The sequence below is a fragment of the Kingella oralis genome (genome assembly GCF_014054985.1).
In the GTDB taxonomy this organism is placed as follows: Bacteria; Pseudomonadota; Gammaproteobacteria; order Burkholderiales; family Neisseriaceae; genus Kingella_B; species Kingella_B oralis.
This window is the reverse complement of sequence record NZ_CP059569.1, coordinates 933,756-951,226: the sequence shown is the minus strand read 5'-3', so window position 1 is coordinate 951,226 and position 17,471 is coordinate 933,756. Positions and strand designations below refer to the sequence as shown.

General features: G+C 53.0%; 16 protein-coding genes. 9 read left to right on the top strand and 7 right to left on the bottom strand.

What is annotated here, in order from left to right; genetic code table 11:
• Positions 1-106 precede the first annotated feature (106 nt).
• The 3 genes from H3L93_RS05060 to aroC all read left to right on the top strand — a co-directional run bounded on the left by H3L93_RS05060 (position 107) and on the right by aroC (position 4,076).
• Positions 107-1,891 (top strand): ABC transporter ATP-binding protein/permease, encoded by a 1,785-nt coding sequence (locus H3L93_RS05060; protein WP_003796094.1) that lies wholly within the window; start codon positions 107-109, stop codon positions 1,889-1,891.
• Positions 1,892-2,348: 457 nt separating this feature from the next.
• Positions 2,349-2,750: a DUF805 domain-containing protein gene (locus H3L93_RS05055; RefSeq protein WP_003796098.1), complete on the top strand. Its 402-nt coding sequence runs from the start codon at positions 2,349-2,351 to the stop codon at positions 2,748-2,750.
• Positions 2,751-2,981: 231 nt separating this feature from the next.
• Positions 2,982-4,076: a chorismate synthase gene (aroC, locus tag H3L93_RS05050; RefSeq protein ID WP_003796099.1), complete on the top strand. Its 1,095-nt coding sequence runs from the start codon at positions 2,982-2,984 to the stop codon at positions 4,074-4,076.
• 147 nt (positions 4,077-4,223) lie between these two features.
• Here the strand turns inward: aroC and H3L93_RS05045 are convergent, their stop codons facing one another.
• From H3L93_RS05045 to pyrB, 5 genes are all read right to left on the bottom strand, one after another.
• Positions 4,224-4,538 carry a hypothetical protein gene (locus tag H3L93_RS05045; RefSeq protein ID WP_003796104.1) on the bottom strand — a complete coding sequence of 105 codons (315 nt, stop codon included), beginning with the start codon at positions 4,536-4,538 and terminating at the stop codon, positions 4,224-4,226.
• Between the two features lie 4 nt (positions 4,539-4,542).
• The gene (gene der / locus H3L93_RS05040; RefSeq protein ID WP_003796106.1) at positions 4,543-6,012 is read right to left on the bottom strand and encodes a ribosome biogenesis GTPase Der; all 1,470 of its coding nucleotides are present in this window, start codon (positions 6,010-6,012) and stop codon (positions 4,543-4,545) included.
• A gap of 108 nt (positions 6,013-6,120) precedes the next feature.
• Positions 6,121-6,687, bottom strand: a complete 567-nt coding sequence (locus tag H3L93_RS05035) for a Uma2 family endonuclease (RefSeq protein WP_003796107.1) — start codon at positions 6,685-6,687, stop codon at positions 6,121-6,123.
• A 108-nt stretch (positions 6,688-6,795) separates the two neighbouring features.
• Positions 6,796-7,254 (bottom strand): aspartate carbamoyltransferase regulatory subunit, encoded by a 459-nt coding sequence (gene pyrI, locus H3L93_RS05030; protein ID WP_003796110.1) that lies wholly within the window; start codon positions 7,252-7,254, stop codon positions 6,796-6,798.
• A gap of 87 nt (positions 7,255-7,341) precedes the next feature.
• Positions 7,342-8,262 (bottom strand): aspartate carbamoyltransferase, encoded by a 921-nt coding sequence (pyrB, locus tag H3L93_RS05025; protein ID WP_003796113.1) that lies wholly within the window; start codon positions 8,260-8,262, stop codon positions 7,342-7,344.
• 233 nt (positions 8,263-8,495) lie between these two features.
• Here pyrB and glmM point away from each other — a divergent pair, with 233 nt between their 5' ends.
• From glmM to H3L93_RS05010, 3 genes are all read left to right on the top strand, one after another.
• Positions 8,496-9,824, top strand: coding sequence for a phosphoglucosamine mutase (glmM, locus tag H3L93_RS05020; protein WP_003796117.1), 1,329 nt, complete (start codon positions 8,496-8,498; stop codon positions 9,822-9,824).
• 96 nt (positions 9,825-9,920) lie between these two features.
• Positions 9,921-10,628, top strand: coding sequence for a DedA family protein (locus H3L93_RS05015; protein WP_003796118.1), 708 nt, complete (start codon positions 9,921-9,923; stop codon positions 10,626-10,628).
• A gap of 74 nt (positions 10,629-10,702) precedes the next feature.
• Positions 10,703-11,806: an anhydro-N-acetylmuramic acid kinase gene (locus tag H3L93_RS05010; RefSeq protein ID WP_003796121.1), complete on the top strand. Its 1,104-nt coding sequence runs from the start codon at positions 10,703-10,705 to the stop codon at positions 11,804-11,806.
• Positions 11,807-11,870: 64 nt separating this feature from the next.
• On the opposite strand, the gene H3L93_RS05005 is transcribed toward H3L93_RS05010, so the two are convergent.
• Positions 11,871-12,326, bottom strand: a complete 456-nt coding sequence (locus tag H3L93_RS05005; protein WP_003796124.1) for a type IV pilin protein — start codon at positions 12,324-12,326, stop codon at positions 11,871-11,873.
• Position 12,327: 1 nt separating this feature from the next.
• Complete coding sequence (locus H3L93_RS05000; RefSeq protein ID WP_155803132.1) at positions 12,328-12,882, bottom strand: type IV pilin protein; 555 nt, start codon at positions 12,880-12,882, stop codon at positions 12,328-12,330.
• A gap of 397 nt (positions 12,883-13,279) precedes the next feature.
• Between H3L93_RS05000 and ilvB the strand changes: the two genes are divergently transcribed.
• From ilvB to H3L93_RS04985, 3 genes are all read left to right on the top strand, one after another.
• Complete coding sequence (gene ilvB / locus H3L93_RS04995) at positions 13,280-15,001, top strand: biosynthetic-type acetolactate synthase large subunit (RefSeq protein WP_003796128.1); 1,722 nt, start codon at positions 13,280-13,282, stop codon at positions 14,999-15,001.
• Between the two features lie 13 nt (positions 15,002-15,014).
• Complete coding sequence (gene ilvN / locus H3L93_RS04990) at positions 15,015-15,506, top strand: acetolactate synthase small subunit (protein WP_003796130.1); 492 nt, start codon at positions 15,015-15,017, stop codon at positions 15,504-15,506.
• Positions 15,507-15,994: 488 nt separating this feature from the next.
• Positions 15,995-17,314 (top strand): mechanosensitive ion channel family protein, encoded by a 1,320-nt coding sequence (locus tag H3L93_RS04985; RefSeq protein WP_155803134.1) that lies wholly within the window; start codon positions 15,995-15,997, stop codon positions 17,312-17,314.
• Positions 17,315-17,471 lie beyond the last annotated feature (157 nt).

Here is a 17,471-nt window from a genome sequence, read left to right as displayed (position 1 = left end):
TCGCCGGCATCTTACCAACCAGCAAAGACCTGTTCAATCAAACAATTGGCAGCGAGCCCTCGCCGCGCCATTTTAGATTTCAGGCTGCATCACCCCCCATCCCATCATGCCCACCAAACTCCCCAAATGGCAGCAAGAACTCTTCGCCACGCCCTTCTGGCTGTTGCAAACTTTTGTCAGCGTTGCCCTTATCCTTGTTATCGTTGTCTGGCTGCTTAAATACACCCGCTTTGGGCGCGAATTTTGGCACGTCCTGCGCCCCTGTTTAGACAAAAAAACCGCCCGCCGCGCCCTGCTGATGATTTCCGCCATGATTGTGCTGCTGCTCACCGAAGTGCGCCTCAACGTGTTCAGCACCTTTATGACCAGCGGGCTGTACACCTCCATGCAAGAAATGAACGCCAGCGCGTTTTGGCTGTTTGCCGCCATGAATGCCAGCGTGGTGCTGCTGCGCGCGTTTAACGGCGCGGTGAACGATTTTCTGGATCAAGCCATCGCCATCAAATGGAGCGAGCGGCTCAACGCCGTGCTGATTCAGCGCTGGATGGGCGACAAAAACTATTACCGCCTGCAAACCAAGCGCCACACGCCCGACAACATAGACCAACGCATCCAGCAAGACGCGCAAGATTTCATCGTTTCCACCATAGAATTTGTGCGCGGCATGCTCAATTCCGTGCTCACTTCGCTGGAATTCGCCATTGTGTTATGGGACTTGGCGGGCGTGCTCACCGTGTTCAGCATCAATATTCCGCATGGCATCGTGTATTTCGTGTTTATTTTCGTGATTCTCGCCACCTTCGTTGCCATGTGGATAGGCAAACCGCTGATTCACCACAATTATGAAAACGAAAAGCTCAACGGCGACTACCGCTATTCTCTGATTCGCATCCGCGATCATGCCGAATCCGTTGCCTTTTACGGCGGCGAAGCGCAGGAACAACAATCGCTCAATCAACGCTTCGCCGCCATCATCCGCAACAAATGGCACATCGCCCGCCAAAGCGTGTTTTTAAGCGGCTTCAACGATATGTTTTCCAGCGGCATCAAACTTTTCCCCATCATCCTGCAAGCCCCGCGCCTGTTTGCAGGGCAAATCAAGCTCGGCGACATCCAACAAACCGTGCAAGCCTTCGCCCGCTTGCAGCAAGCCCTATCGTTTTTCCGCCTGTTTTACGGACGCTTCACCGTCTATCGCGCCCGCCTAGAACGGCTATACGGCTTTATGACCAGCATGGAAGAGCCGCACCACAGCCAGCAGCCGCAACGCCAAACCGTTTCAGGCAGCCTGAAAATTGAAAACGCCACCGTATACCGCGCCAACGGCGACATCTTAATCAACAATCTCAATTTTCAGGCTGCAGCAGGGCAAAGCCTGTTGCTCAAAGGCCCGTCGGGCTGCGGCAAAACCACCACCCTGCGCATGCTGGCAGGGCTATGGGCGTTTGGCAGCAGCGGCAACGTATGGCAGCCTGAAAAACGCCACACGCTCTTTATCCCGCAACGCCCCTACGTCCCCCAAGGCAGCCTGAAACACGTCTTGTGCTACCCCAACATCCAAGCCAGCAACGAAACCTTAATTGCCACGCTAAACGACTGCCTGCTGCCCCAGCTCGCCGAGCGGCTAGACGAAGAACAAGACTGGCAACACATCCTTTCCCCCGGTGAGCTACAACGCATCGGCTTTGCCCGCGTGCTGCTGTCCCAACCCCAGCTTATCCTGCTAGACGAAGCCACCTCCGCGCTCGACGAACCCACCGAAGCCCACCTCTACACCCTAATCCGCCAACGCCTGCCGCAAAGCATCATCGTCAGCATCGGACACCGCGGCACGCTCGATGCCTTCCACGATACCAGCATAGAAATTGCCGCGCCGATGGATTGCGGGTAAAGCGCGATGGCGGGTAAAGCCGCAAACAAAAGGCAGCCTGAAAATGTTTTTAAATGCTGTTTTAGCTTCGCTGAAACTCGCTTCGCTCGTTTTCAGGCTGCCTTACGCTTGCGCCCAAACCCAACTCGTAGGGTGGGCAACTAGTTGCCCACCATTGTTCATCACATTCAAGCAATCAACAAAAATAACGCACCTAAGCATTCAACGTTTTCAGGCTGCCTTTCAACATTTCTTATCTTTGCCAGCGCAGGCGTTTCGCCGCCTACCACGAGCAGGGGCTTGCCCCTGCACCCCGTGTAGCATCAACCCTTTATAACCAGCACCAACGTTTCAGGCTGCCTCACCCATCGCAAAGGCAGCCTGAAAATTCTCCCTCTGTCCTTGACACCTCTCCCGCCCCCGCAATTACAATCGCACGATTTTTTCATTTCTGAACCCCAATCCAAGGAACACTACCATGCGCTGGTATCTAGCCGCTTTGAACAAATACGCCGAATTTAGCGGGCGAGCCCGCCGAGCAGAATACTGGCTATATATGCTGATTCATATATTGGTGCTGGCTGTTCTTATAATCTTGATGATTCATACTTTCTTTTCCCGAAATAACGCTTTTGACATCGTTGCAATGCTGCTATTTATCTATTTACTCATCACATTCCTACCATCACTTGCCGTTACCGTACACCGTTTGCACGATATGGACTTTTCAGGCTGGTGGATTCTGATTGTATTTTTCTCCCTTCTTACTCCACCCGTTTTCTTGCTTTGTTTAATACTTCTTTTTTTCAAAAAAGGCACCAAAGGCAACAATTTCTTCGGAGAAGACCCCATACCAGCCGAAGAATATGAAGAATATTAACCCGCACCGCAAAAGGCAGCCTGAAAACGAGCGAAGCGAGTTTCAGCGAAACTAAAACAGCATTTAAAAACATTTTCAGGCTGCCTCACTATCCCCAACCTGTAAAACAGGCAACTCGTTGCCCACCACTATTACCACCCCACAAAGGCAGCCTGAAAAGCCCCCGCCCCGCTTTCAGGCTGCCTTTATGTTAAAATTTGCCTCCCCTAACCCACAACCAGAAAGCACTTCATGGCAGGCAACACCTTCGGACAACTCTTCACCGTAACCACCTTTGGCGAAAGCCACGGCGCAGGCATCGGCTGCATCATCGACGGCTGCCCGCCCAATCTTGCGCTCACCGAAGCCGACATTCAACCCGACCTAGACCGCCGCAAACCCGGCACCAGCCGCCACGTTACCCAACGCCGCGAAGCTGACCAAGTAGAAATCCTATCAGGCGTGTTTGACGGCAAGACCACAGGCACCCCCATCGCCCTGCTGATACGCAACGCCGACCAGCGCAGCAAAGACTACGGCAACATCGCCCAACAATTCCGCCCCGGCCACGCCGACTACACCTATTGGCACAAATACGGCACGCGCGACTACCGCGGCGGCGGCAGAAGCTCCGCCCGCGAAACCGCCGCCCGCGTCGCCGCTGGCGCAATCGCCAAAAAATGGCTGCGCCAACAATTCGGCACCCACATCATCTGCTGGGTAAGCCAAGTCGGCGAACACCCCATCGCCTTTGAAAACGAAGCCTACATCAGCCAAAACCCTTTTTTCGCCGCCAACCAATCGCAAATCGCCGAGCTAGAAGCTTATATGGACAGCGTCCGCAAATCACTAGACAGCGTAGGCGCAAAACTGCACATAGAAGCCCGCAACGTGCCCGTCGGCTTGGGCGAGCCTGTGTTTGACCGCCTAGACGCCGACATCGCCCACGCGCTGATGAGCATCAACGCCGTTAAAGCGGTGGAAATCGGCGACGGCTTCGGCGTGGTTGCCCAGCGCGGCAGCCAACACGGCGACGAGCTCACCCCGCAAGGCTTCGCCAGCAACCACGCAGGCGGCATACTCGGCGGCATCGCCACGGGGCAGACCATCACCGCCAACTTCGCTATCAAGCCCACCAGCTCCATCGCCACGCCGCGCCAATCCATTGATATTGATGGCAATCCCGTAGAAATCGCCACCCACGGGCGGCACGACCCCTGCGTTGGGCTACGCGCCGCCCCCATTGCCGAAGCCATGCTCGCGCTGGTGCTGATGGACCACGCGCTGCGCCACCGCGCGCAAAACGCCGACGTGCGCGTGGCTACGCCTGATATTGCACGCGGATAGATTTCAGGCTGCCTTTGGCGTGATGCAGAGGCAGCCTGAAAAACAAGCGAAGCAGTAAAGCCGAAAATACGCAACTCTTGGGGCACATCTGCCCGCTAGCAAAAACCGTTTTATCCAACGCGCCATTCCATTTCGGTTTCAGGCTGCCTACCGCATACAGCAGAGGCAGCCTGAAAAAAGGAAACCGACATGGCAGACCTGTTGTTCCTGATTATCGACGCCCTCGCCCTGCTGCTTTAATGGACTTTGCGCCTGATTTTCTGGCTCGGGCGCAAACTCAGCTGGATAAAGCAAACCGAGCCCAAACCCACACGCAAGCAGACCATTATCGGCGGCTTGGCGGTGCTGATTGTTTTGATGGCGGTTGGTTTGTGGTGCGGTAAATATGCCAACCGATGCCTCACGCACACCAAAGGCAGCCTGAAAACCTACTTTCGTTTTCAGGCTGCCTTTTATTGCCACCGCTTCACGACTGATGCCGTTTCTTCACGCTCACCTGCCGTTTTTTCACTTTCCCGCCGCTGTTGCGCACTTTCTCGTCTTTGCGATTTTCCCGCTTGGCAATGCGGTTGCTCAGTGTTGCGCGGCGCAACGGTTTGTTTTTGGTTTGCGCGGCGGTTTCTTCGTAAGGGTTTTCGCCCACGTTGTATTGAATCCGCAGCGGCGTGCCTTGCAGGTTAAACGCTTTGCGGAAGGTTTGCGTTAAATAGCGCGTGTAGCTGTCGGAAATCGCGCCGAGCGAGTTGCCGTGTATCACGATAACGGGCGGGTTCATGCCGCCTTGGTGGGCGTAGCGCATTTTGGGGCGCACCAAGCCTGCGCGGGGCGGAGCTTGGCGTTCCACCGCGCTTTGCAGCACGCGCGTGATTTTAGGCGTGGGCATATTGATAAACGCCGCGTTATAGGCAGCCTGAATGCTGTCAAACAAGCCGTCTATGCCGCGTTCTTTCAGCGCGGAAATATAGTGAAACTTCGCAAAATCAAGGAAATACAGCTTGCGGGCGATGTCGCGCTTGATGTCGTTGCGCCGCTCTTCGCTGATGCCGTCCCATTTGTTTACGGCAATCACCAGCGCGCGCCCTGCTTCCAGTGCAAAGCCTGCAATGGTGGCATCTTGGTCGGCGATGTCTTGCTGCGCGTCCAGCACCAACACGGCAATGTTCGCCGCTTCAATCGCTTGCATCGCTTTAATCACGGAGAATTTTTCCACCGCTTCGTCCACTTTGCCGCGACGGCGCACGCCGGCGGTGTCGATGATGGTGAACGGCTTGCCCTCGCGCTCAAAATCAATGTGGATGCTGTCGCGCGTGGTGCCCGCCATGTCAAACGCAATCACGCGCTCTTCGCCCAAAATGGCGTTGACCAGCGTGGATTTGCCTACGTTGGGTCGCCCAATCACGGCAAACACGGGGTGTTTGTTTTCAGGCTGCGTTTCGTCCGCATCGGGGAAATTTTCCAGAATTTCTTCAATCAGATAGTAAACGCCGTCGCCATGCGCGCCTGAAATAACGTGCGGTTCGCCCAGCGCCAGTTCGTAAAACTCTGCTGCCAACACGTCGCGCCGTCCGCCCTCGCCTTTGTTCACCGCCAAATACACGGGGCGCGGTGATTGGCGTAGGCGGTCGGCGATGATTTTGTCTTGCGGTGTTAAGCCTGTGCGGGCATCCACAAGGAACACAACGGCATCGGCTTCATCCACGGCTTGCAGGGTTTGCTTTGCCATTTCGTGCAAAATGCCGCTGTCCACAACGGGCTCAAAACCGCCTGTGTCCACAACCAAATAGGGTTTGCTGCCCACTTTGCCGTGCCCGTAATGGCGGTCGCGGGTTAAACCGGGGAGGTCGTGTACCAGCGCGTCTTTGGTGCGCGTGAGGCGGTTGAACAAGGTGGATTTGCCCACATTGGGGCGGCCGACTAGGGCGATGGTGGGTTTCATAAGGATAAGGGTTCTTTCTGTTTCAGGCTGCCTTAATGGGGGCAGCGAGCAGGTGTTTTATTGAAAACACGAGTTAGTGAAATGGATGGGAATGCGTTTTCAGGCTGCCTAAACGGCTCGTTTTTCTTCAAATTCCACTCGTGCATAAATCTCGGCAAGCGATAGCGTGCAGCCGATGCTGGCAAGCGAAATGGTGTCGCTGGCTTGGGTGTAGCTGGTGGCTTTCCAGCCGTCGCTGCGGCGATACGCAAGGGCGGCCATAAAGTCTTGTTCTAAAACGATGTATTCTTGCAGGCTGGGGATTTGGCGGTAGTCGTGCAGTTTGAGGGTTAAGTCGGTTTGGCGCGTGCTGTCGGATAAAACTTCAATAATCAACACGGGTTGGCTGGCTGAGTTGCCTTGGGCTTGGCAATCTATAACGACATCAGGGTAGTAATAATTATGCTGGGCTTGCACGCACCAATCGCTGATAAACGCTTGGCAGGGATGGTTTTTGAGCTGGCTGTGCAAAGCGGCATAGACATTGCCTGCGATGATGTTGTGGTTGCGTGATGCGCCTGCCATTGCCCAAATTTCGCCGTTGATGTATTCGTAGCGCGTGTCGCTTTCTTGGGCGTAGCGGGCTAGGTAGTCCTCTTCGCTGATTTGGCTGGGGTTTTGGGTGAGTGCATTCATTTTCAGGCTGCCTTTTGTGTGGATGCAGGGTGTTTTTCAGGCTGCCTATTGCACATCACATTAGGCAGCCTGAAAACATTGCGGCACATTGTAGCCTATTTTGCGGTTCTACGCCTCGGCAACCGCTTCGCGGGCATAGGTTTTCTCGCAATAATGGCATTTGAGCTTGGTTTGCCCGTTGTGCTGGCGCACATAGAAGCGGCTGGTTACGGGTTCGCTGTGGCTGGCGCAGTTGGCGTTGGGGCAGCTAAACACTTCGCTGATGGTACCAGGCAGCGTGAGCCGCATTTTTTGCACCACTTGAAAATCTTGAATCAAATTCACAATTGCTTCGGGGGCGAACAAGGCGAGGCGGTTGGCATCGGCTTCGCTGAATATTACGTCTTTGATTTTGATGATGTCTTTGCTGCCTTGCGAGTGGCTGGGCAGGTTGAAGCCCACGGTTACCGCACTGCCGTGATGCAGCACTTTGAATTGGCGCAGGATGGTGAGCGCCAGCCCTGCGGGGATGTGGTCAATAACGGTGCCGTTTTCTATGGCTTCTACGCTTAATTGTTTGCTTTTCATGGGGATTTCCTTGTGTATCAGATTTGAACTTCGCTGAAACGCGCCTTACTCATTTTCAGGCTGCCTAATGGATGTTGATAAAGCAGGTTAAACCGTTTCGTTCAACACCAGCGACAACATCGCCATCCGCGCAAACACGCCGTTGGTGGCTTGTTCAAAATAATAGGCGTAGGGCGTGGCATCCACGCTGGGGTGGATTTCGTCCACGCGCGGCAGCGGGTGCAGCACGCGCAAATTGGGTTTGGCGTTGGCGAGCATATCGGCGTGCAGATTGAATTTGCCTTGGATTTTGGCGAATTCTTGTTCGTCGAAGCGTTCGCGTTGCACGCGCGTCATGTAAAGGATGTCTGCCCATGCCACCGCGCTTTCCAAATCGGGGAAGATTTGCCACGCCGCGCCCGCTTCGTCCAGCTCTTCGGTGATGTAGTCGGGCATGGCGAGCGTGGGCGGCGACACAAAGGCGAACTCGCAGCCGAAGCGTTTGAGCGCCTGCGCGAGCGAATGCACGGTGCGCCCGTATTTCAAATCGCCCACCATGGCGATTTTCAGGTTTTTCAGGCTGCCTTGGGTTTCGTGGATGGTTACCAAATCCAGCAGGGTTTGGCTGGGGTGCTGGTTGGTGCCGTCGCCCGCGTTGAGCACGGGCACATGCGAAAATTCGGCGGTTACGCGCGCCGCGCCGTCTTGCGGATGGCGTTGGATAATCGCATCGGCGTAGCTGCTGATGATGCGCGCGCTGTCGGCAAGCGTTTCGCCTTTTTTCGCGCTGGTGTTTGCGCCATCGGCAAAGCCGATTACCTTGCCGCCCAAGCGTTGCACGGCGGTTTCAAACGAAAGCCGCGTGCGTGTGGACGGCTCAAAAAAACAGCTTGCGATGAGTTTGCCATCTAACAAGCTGGGATTGGGTTCGCTTTTTAATTTGAGCGCGGTGTTGAGCAATAACAGCAGCTCCTCATCCGATAAATCGGCGATGGAGATAATGTGTTTTTGGTAGAACGGATTAGACATGGCGGTTTCCTTTGTATGCGGTCCGAGCGGACAAACGGCGGGATTATAGCAATATTTTTTTCAATGTGCTTACATTTTTTTACACGGCGGCAGCCTGAAATGCAAAATGCCGTAAAATGTCAGTTTCTGAATAGCGCGTTGATTGCAAATTCTTTACAATCGGCAAAATTCGTCAAGATACCCTATCAAACTCCTTTTCAGGCAGCCTGAAAATTCTCACAAGCGAACACATCATGGCAAGAAAATATTTTGGCACCGACGGCATTCGCGGCGAAGTCGGTCAATTTCCCATTACCCCCGATTTTGTGCTCAAACTCGGCAGCGCGTTTGGCAGCGCATTGGTGAAACACGACGCGGGGCACAAACCCACCGTTATCATCGGCAAAGACACGCGCATTTCAGGCTATATGCTGGAAACCGCGCTGGTGGCCGGTTTCACCGCCGCCGGGGTAAACGTGGTGCAAACCGGGCCGCTGCCCACGCCCGCCATCGCCTATTTAACCCGCGCCCTGCGCTTGGACGGCGGCGTGATGATTTCCGCCTCGCACAATGTGTATAGCGACAACGGCATCAAATTTTTCGCCGAAGGCGGCGTAAAACTGAGCGACGATATGGAATTAGCCGTTGAAGCCGAATTGGAAAAAGACTTGCGCACGCTGCCCAGCAGCCAGCTTGGGCGCGCCCGCCGCATCGAAGGCGCGGCCGACCGCTACATTGAATTTTGCAAATCCACCTTCCCCAGCCATTTGGATTTATACGGCTTGAAACTGGTGGTGGATACCGCCAACGGCGCAGGCTATCACACCGCGCCCAAAGTATTCCACGAGCTGGGCGCGGAAGTCATCAGCATCGGCGACGAGCCCAACGGCTACAACATCAACAACAAAGTAGGCGCCACCTACACCAAAACGCTGCAAGCCGCCGTGTTGCAAAACGATGCGAATTACGGCATCGCGCTGGATGGCGACGGCGACCGCCTGATGATGGTAGACAAAAATGGCGTGGTGTACGACGGCGACAAGCTGATTTACGTCATCGCCAAAGCCCGCGCCGCGCAAGGTTTAGCCTTTGGCGGCGTGGTTGGCACGGTGATGAGCAATTTGGGCATGGAAAAAGCCCTTGCCGCGCGTGGCATCGCCTTTGCCCGCGCCAAAGTGGGCGACCGTTATGTGTTGGAACAATTGCACGAGCGCAGTTGGCTTATCGGCGGCGAAGCCTCGGGGCATATCGTGTGCCTAGACAAACACAATACGGGCGATGGCACGATTTCCGCCCTGCAAGTGCTCGCCGCGCTGCGCGAATTGGGGCAAGACTTGAAAACTGCCGTAGATTGGCAGCCCTATCCGCAAACCATGATTAACGTGCGCATCCAAAAAGGGCAAGACTGGCAAAGCGCGTCGCAAGCGGCGTTGGTGCAAGCCGAGCAAGAGCTGGGCGACAGAGGGCGCATCGTGCTGCGCGCATCGGGCACCGAGCCTGTGGTGCGCGTGATGGTAGAAGCCGATAGCGCAATGATTGCCGAACAATGCGCCCAGCGGATTGCCCAATCCATCCAGCAGTAACCGCCAAAAGGCAGCCTGAAAACTTGTAAACAAGGATAATGCCCCCACTCTGATTTTCAGGCTGCCCCATCAACCCCAACAATAAAGCAAACCACCATGCTCGTCTTTTTAGAACAATTCTTTATCCAATTTGGCTACGCCGCCGTGTTTTTCATCCTGATACTCTGCGGCTTTGGCATCCCCATCCCCGAAGACGTTACCCTCGTTGCAGGCGGCGTGATTTCGGGCTTGGGCTATAAAAACGTACACTTTATGGCGGTTACCGGCGTGCTCGGCGTATTGGTGGGCGACGGCATCATGTTCATGCTCGGCAGGCATTATGGCAACCAAATTCTCAAATTTCGCCCCGTTGGCAAAATGCTCAACCCCAAACGCTACGCCCTTATCCGCCAAAAATTTGACCAATACGGCAACCGCGTGATGTTTGTCGCCCGCTTTCTCCCTGGTTTGCGCAGCCCGATGTTTCTGGTGGCAGGCATGAGCGGCAAAGTGTCGTTTATGCGCTGGCTGATGATGGATGGGCTGGCTGCCATCTTAACCGTTCCGCTTTGGGTGTATTTGGGGCACTTCGGCGCAGAAAATAAAGACTGGCTGATGAAGCAAGTCCACCAATTCCAATACGGCTTATACATCGTTTGCGCCATCGGCGCGGCATGGGCGGGCTACCATCTTTACCACCGTCGCCAAGGCTTAATCGCCCGCCGCGACGAATTGCTGGAAAAACGCCGCCAACGCCGCCTCACCCGCGAAGCGAAACAACCGCAAGCCCAACAATCCACCCAACAACAATCACACAGCAAATAACGTTTTCAGGCTGCCTCACCCCAAAAGGCAGCCTGAAAACTATCTATACCGTCTTACCTCCAAAGGACAACCCCATGCCCACCCAACACTACATCGGCATCATGTCAGGCACCAGCATGGACGGCGCAGATGCCGTACTCATCGCCATGCAAGGCAAGCAATGGCAACGCGCCCTCGCCCACAGCTTTGTCCCCTACCCCGCCAGCCTGAAAACCGAACTGCTCGCCCTGCAAAACATCGGCGAAAACGAACTGCACCGCAGCCAAATCCTCGCCCAACAGCTCAGCCACATCTACGCCCAAACCGTCCACCAACTGCTTGCCCACAGCCAAATGCAGCCTGAAAACATCACCGCCATCGGCTGCCACGGGCAAACCATCCGCCACGCCCCCGAACATCAATACAGCATCCAACTGGTCAATCTCCCCCTGCTCGCCGAGCGCACAGGCATCTTTACCATTGGCGATTTTCGCAGCAGAGACCTTGCCGCAGGCGGGCAAGGCGCGCCACTCGTTCCTGCGTTCCACCAAGCCCTGTTTGCCAGCCCAGCCGAAACCCGCGTGGTACTCAACATCGGCGGCATCGCCAACATCAGCCTGCTCGCCCCCAACCAGCCCCCCATCGGCTTCGACACAGGCGCAGGCAACATGCTGCTAGACGCATGGACACAACACGTTTGGCAACAGCCCTACGATGCCAACGGCGCAAAAGCCGCGCAAGGCAAAGTGCTGCCCCGCCTGTTAGGCAGCCTGAAAGCCCACCCCTATTTCAGGCTGCCACCGCCCAAAAGCACAGGGCGCGAACTCTTCTCCCTCGCGTGGCTGCAAAGCTATCTAAGCGGCAACGAATCCCCGTTTGATGTGCAACGCACTCTCGTCCAATTCACCGCCGAAACCATCGCCGATGCCATTTTTCAGGCTGCCTCAAACACCCGCCACATCTATATCTGCGGCGGCGGCATCCAAAACACCACCCTAATGCACACGCTTGCCGAACTATTCACCCCACACAACATCGCCCTACATAGCACTGCCCGCCTAAACCTCAACCCCCAATGGGTAGAAGCCGCCGCCTTCGCATGGCTTGCCGCCTGCTGGGTAAACCAAACCCCCTCCAACCCCCACCACGCCACAGGCGCACACAAGCCGCTTATTCTTGGCGCAGGCTATTTCGCATAAAAAGGCAGCCTGAAAATGGGATAAACCGTTTTCAGGCTGCCTATTATTGTTGCCAACTGCTCCATCAAGGATACGGGCGACAATCCGAATCCACCCGCATAGCATTATTAAAAAAAGGCGTTTCATCACACGTTGTCTTGCTGCTCTCACACACCAGCGAAGTGCCATCATGCGCATGAATCAACACCCGCGCCTCCCTGTTCTTATCAAACGACACCGCCTTCATGCTATACGCCGCCTCGCTTTCCGTGCCGCGCGGGTTGCCCAGCATGCGAATGCAGAAATAAGGCGTTTGCGTAATCGGCAAATCCACCCATTGCGTGCTGCTTTTCTTAAAGTTGGCATGATTCGCATAATGACGCTCCAACGCCTGCGCATTGTCCATCATCGCCTGATGCGCCTCGCTTAGCCGCGCATTTTTCACATAATTGGTATAAAGCGGATAAGCCACCACCGCCAAAACCGCGATGATGACTATCACCACCAATAATTCAACCAAAGTAAAGCCTTTTGCTTTCATGTTATTGCATCACTTCGCAGCCGTCAGGACCATTAGGGTTGGTAGGCGATATAGTAAGGTAACTATTTGCACCACTGCTCGTACAACGAACAAAGGCAGGAACAGAAGAATCGTAGAACAGAATCAGCTGATTGGTAGCCAAATCATCTGCTGAATATAAGTCAGCTTTTGGCGCACCTTTTAATACATAATTGTTGGTATCTGCTTTAACTATTGAGAAATTATAGTTATCGTTATCTACTGTAACCGTAATACCTGTTGTAGGCGTAGTGGAAGCATTATTCTTAGTAACAAAAGTTACGGTAGGCGGGGTGCAACCTGTTGCGCCGCTTGCTTGGCAAAAAGTCTGATGCTGCCCATAGTAACGTTCCATTGCCAGCGCAGTATCCGACATCATGGCACGCGCATTATCTAAACGCGCACGGCGGATATAGCTTAAATAAGATGGATAAGACAAAGCAGCCAAAACACCTATGATTGCAATAGCAACCAACAATTCAACCAATGTAAAACCTTTTTGTTGCGAAGACAGTTTCATTTTTTTCCAATCTTTCAAATTAAAATAATTTTCGTGTGTGCATCCAATCAAGCAATTTTAATGCAGGTTAGCCAGTTTAGCGAAATAAATAGATTTAAAAATTATTTTTCGCTTATTTGCGCAATTAAATTCTCAAAATCTTAATTTTTTTAATTTTTAATAATCATATTACCCTTTATTTGACAGAGATAATTTTTTTTTACATACCGCTTGTTTTTGTTAATTCTTTCGGTTATCTTGGCGTTTCCTTTCTCCACAAACCCAGCGTTTAACCAGATTGAACCAATCAATATAATTATTGTTATGTTAAGCGTGTGCGCGTACCCTAAATCGCTGTCTCGTTTAACCGCATTACAGGTGCATCGGCAAAATTATCCATTTGCAATCAAAGTTACGCAGAACAAATGAGGTTGTCATGCAAATATCAGGCGCACAAATTATCGTGCAAAGTCTTCACGCAGAAAATGTTGAGTATGTTTTCGGTTATCCCGGCGGCGCAGTGTTGGAAATCTACGATGCCATTTATCAGCTCAAAAAATTCAAACACATTTTAACGAGACACGAGCAGGCAGCCGTGCATGCCGCAGACGCTTATTCTCGTTCCAGCGGCAAAGTGGGCGTTGCCTTGGTTACATCAGGACCGGGCGCAACCAACGCGATAACAGGCATCGCCACCGCTTACAGCGATTCGATTCCGCTGGTGGTGATTTCCGGGCAAGTGCCATCAGGCGCAATCGGCACAGATGCGTTCCAAGAAATTGATATGATTGGTATTTCTCGCCCATGCGTAAAACATAATTTCTTGGTTACCAATATTGAAGACCTGGCTGTAACCATTAAAAAAGCATTCCAAATTGCTAAATCAGGTCGCCCAGGTCCTGTGGTGATTGACATTGCCAAAGATGTTACCCAAGCCACGGCAAAATACAGCTATCCGCAAGAAGATTTGCCGATTCGCTCCTATCAGCCCGTGGTGCAAGGGCACGTTGGGCAGATTAAAAAAGCGGTGCAGCTTTTGTCTGCCGCCAAACGTCCTTTGGTTTACTTTGGCGGCGGCGCGGTGTTGGGCAATGCCTCAAAAGAATTAACCGATTTAATCCGTACCACAGGCGTGCCTTGCACAGGCACATTGATGGGCTTGGGCGCGTATCCTTCTGATGACCGCCAATTCTTAGGCATGCTCGGTATGCACGGCACTTATGAAGCCAATCTTGCCATGCAAAACGCCGATGTGGTGGTGGCGATTGGTGCGCGTTTTGATGACCGCGTAGTCGGCTCGCCTGCAAAATTTGCCGAAGCGCCGAAAAAAATCATCCATATTGATATTGACCCATCCAGCATTTCCAAACGCGTTAAAGCCGATGTGCCGATTGTGGGTGATGTGAAAAACGTTTTAAGCGAGATGCTTGGCTTGTGGCGTGCGCAAAACGAATCCGTCAACGCCAACCATTTGGAAAAATGGTGGAAAACGATTGAAGAATGGCGCGCGCAAGAATGTTTAAGGCTGCCTGAAACCGATTTAATCCTGCCGCAATATGTGGTGCAAACTTTGGCAAAAGTAACCAACAACGATGCCATCATTACGTCTGACGTAGGACAGCATCAAATGTTTGCCGCGCTGTATTATCCGTTCCAACGCCCGCGCCAATGGCTCAATTCGGGCGGCGCAGGCACAATGGGCGTGGGCTTGCCCTACGCGATGGGCGCGCACCTTGCCAACCCTGATAAAGACGTGTTCTGCATTACAGGCGAAGGCTCCATCCAAATGAACATTCAAGAACTGGGCACCTGCGCGCAATACAATCTGCCGATTAAAACCGTGTGTTTGAACAACGGCTATTTGGGCATGGTGCGCCAATGGCAAGAATTGTTCTACGACGAACGCGAATCGGAAACCAATTTGGAATGCCAGCCCGATTTCGTGAAACTGGTGCAGGCCTATGGCCATGTGGGCATGCGGATTGAAAAAGCATCCGATGTGGAAGGCGCGTTGCGCGAAGCGTTAGCCCTGAAAAACCGCTTTGTATTCATGGACTTTATAACTGACCGCAAACAAAACGTGTTCCCCATGGTGGGCGCGGGCAAAGGTTTGGACGAAATGGTCTTGCCGCAACACATGCGTTCAACTAAGGCATAAGAAAGGAACAAAAATGCGACATATCTTGTCTGTTTTGCTGGAAAACGAATCTGGCGCACTAAGCCGCGTGGTGGGCTTGTTCTCGGCACGGAACTACAACATCGATTCGTTGTCGGCTGCGCCCACCGAAGACCCCACGCTTTCGCGCATGACGATTGTTACGCATGGCAGCGATAGCGTAATCGAACAAATTACCAAGCAACTCAATAAGTTGGTTGAAGTGGTGAAAGTGGTGGATTTGAACGAAGGGCAACACAACGAGCGCGAATTGATGCTGGTGAAAGTGCGCGCCACGGGCAAAGAGCGCGATGAAGTATTGCGCTTGGTAACTATTTATCGCGGTCAAATCATTGACTTGACCGATAAAACTTACACCATCGAAGTAACGGGTGCGCGCGATAAGTTGGACAGCCTGCTGGTCAATCTGCCGCAAAATTCCATTTTGGAAACCGTGCGGACAGGCGCGGCCGGAATTGGTCGCGGCGAGCGTATTTTGAAAATCTGAGTTTAACCCGGCAAGATGAAACCGCCGTTATGCTTTGCGCTAACGGCGGTTTTTGTTTGATGAAATACAAACCGATTTTCAGGCTGCCTCAGCCTGTTGAGGCAGCCTGAAAATGCTTAACCCCAGCTTTGCAACCCTCTTTGCTTTTTCAGGCTGCCCAATCTATCCACGTCTGGCACAACCAGCCGTTACACCACGCAAAGGCAGCCTGAAAACCCCGATATTGCCATCCATTCGCCATGCAAATAATATCAACAACTTACACGCAAAATTATAATTTATCTTTTATTTTCAAATAGTAACAAAGTCAAGCACAATCCCATCCGCCCCATTTTGCACAAAAAATAAGCAGCAAAAGCCATACCATGATATTGCAACAAAATTTGATGGCAGCCACATATTTTCCACACAGTTATCCACAAAATATGTGGGCAAAGTTTGTCGCCCAAATGTTAAAATCCGCCTCCATTTTGCAAACAGGAATCCCCATGCCCGCATCTTTTTCTTGGCAAGACTTCATCGTTAATCTCTTTGCCCGCAAAGCCTTCACCGCAAACCTGTTGGAACGCAGTTTCAGGCAGCCTATGGGCTGGGTGGAGCTGGCGATTATGCTGGCTTTGGTGTTTGTCGCCTATCGCCTGTCGGAAAAATGGGCGCAGTCGTCCAAAATCAAGGCGATTCGTTTTCGCATGATTCGCCATGTGTTGCGGCGCGTGTTGTTTCCCGTGTTGCTGCTAGTGGTGGCGCTTATTGCGCAAGTGGCATGGGAAGCGGCGGGCTTGCATGCGGTGTGGCTGAAACTTTTGGTGTTGGCGGCAAACTGGATGATGGCGATTAGGCTGGTGCTGGCGTTGATTAACGGCGCGTTTCCCAAAAATACGCGCTCGGATGCAATTGAACGCGCCGCTTCCACAGGGCTTTGGGGCTGTTTTATTTTGTGGCTGTCAGGCATTGATGATTGGATTATTGATTGGCTCAAATCGCTGCAAATCCCCATCGGCGCGAGCAAACTGAATGTTTACACCATTTTAAGCGGCCTGCTGTGGGTGGGCGTGATGATGGTGGGCACGATGTGGTTTTATCGCTGGCTCAACGCGCGTTTGATGGCAAGCGCACGGCTGGATATGAATCTGCGGATTGTGCTGTCCAAAGTGATGAAATCGCTGCTGATGATACTATCGGTGTTGGTTGCGCTGCCTTTGGTGGGCATAGATTTAACCGTGTTGTCCGTGTTTGGCGGCGCACTGGGCGTGGGGCTGGGCTTTGGTTTGCAAAAAATCGCCAGCAATTATGTGTCGGGCTTTATCATCTTGGCAGACCGCTCCATCCGCATCAACGACCGCCTCACCGTAAACGGCTTTACAGGCTATGTAACCCAACTCACTTCGCGCTTTGTGGTGCTGCGCAACGCAAATGGCGCAGAAGCCCTAATCCCCAACGAAACCTTTGTTACCAACACCGTGATTAACGAATCCTATACCGCCCGCGCCTTGTATCAATCGCTGGACATCCAAGTTGCCTACGCCACCGATTTAACGCGGGCGATGAACATTATGCGCGAAGCCGCCGCCGCGCAAAAACGTGTAGGCAGCAACCCACCGCCCTCCGCCCTGCTGTTGGGATTTGGCGACAACGGCATCAATCTGCGCGTCGGCTTTTGGGTGAACGACCCCGAAAACGGCTTTGGCGGCTTGTTCTCCGACATTTTGCTCACCATTTGGCAACGGTTTAACGAAGAAGGCATTGAATTGCCGTTCCCGCAACGCGAAGTGCGCATTTTGAATCCCGACAACCATGAGGCAGCCTGAAAATAATGAGACAGCCTGAAACACAGTTCAGCGGAGCTAAAACGGGTTTACACGCTTCTACGAAACCGTAAAACTTACGCTTACCATCCATTTTTACCACACCAAACCGCGTTTCAGGCTGCCTCTTCGCATCAAGCAAATGTATGGCGATGTAAAA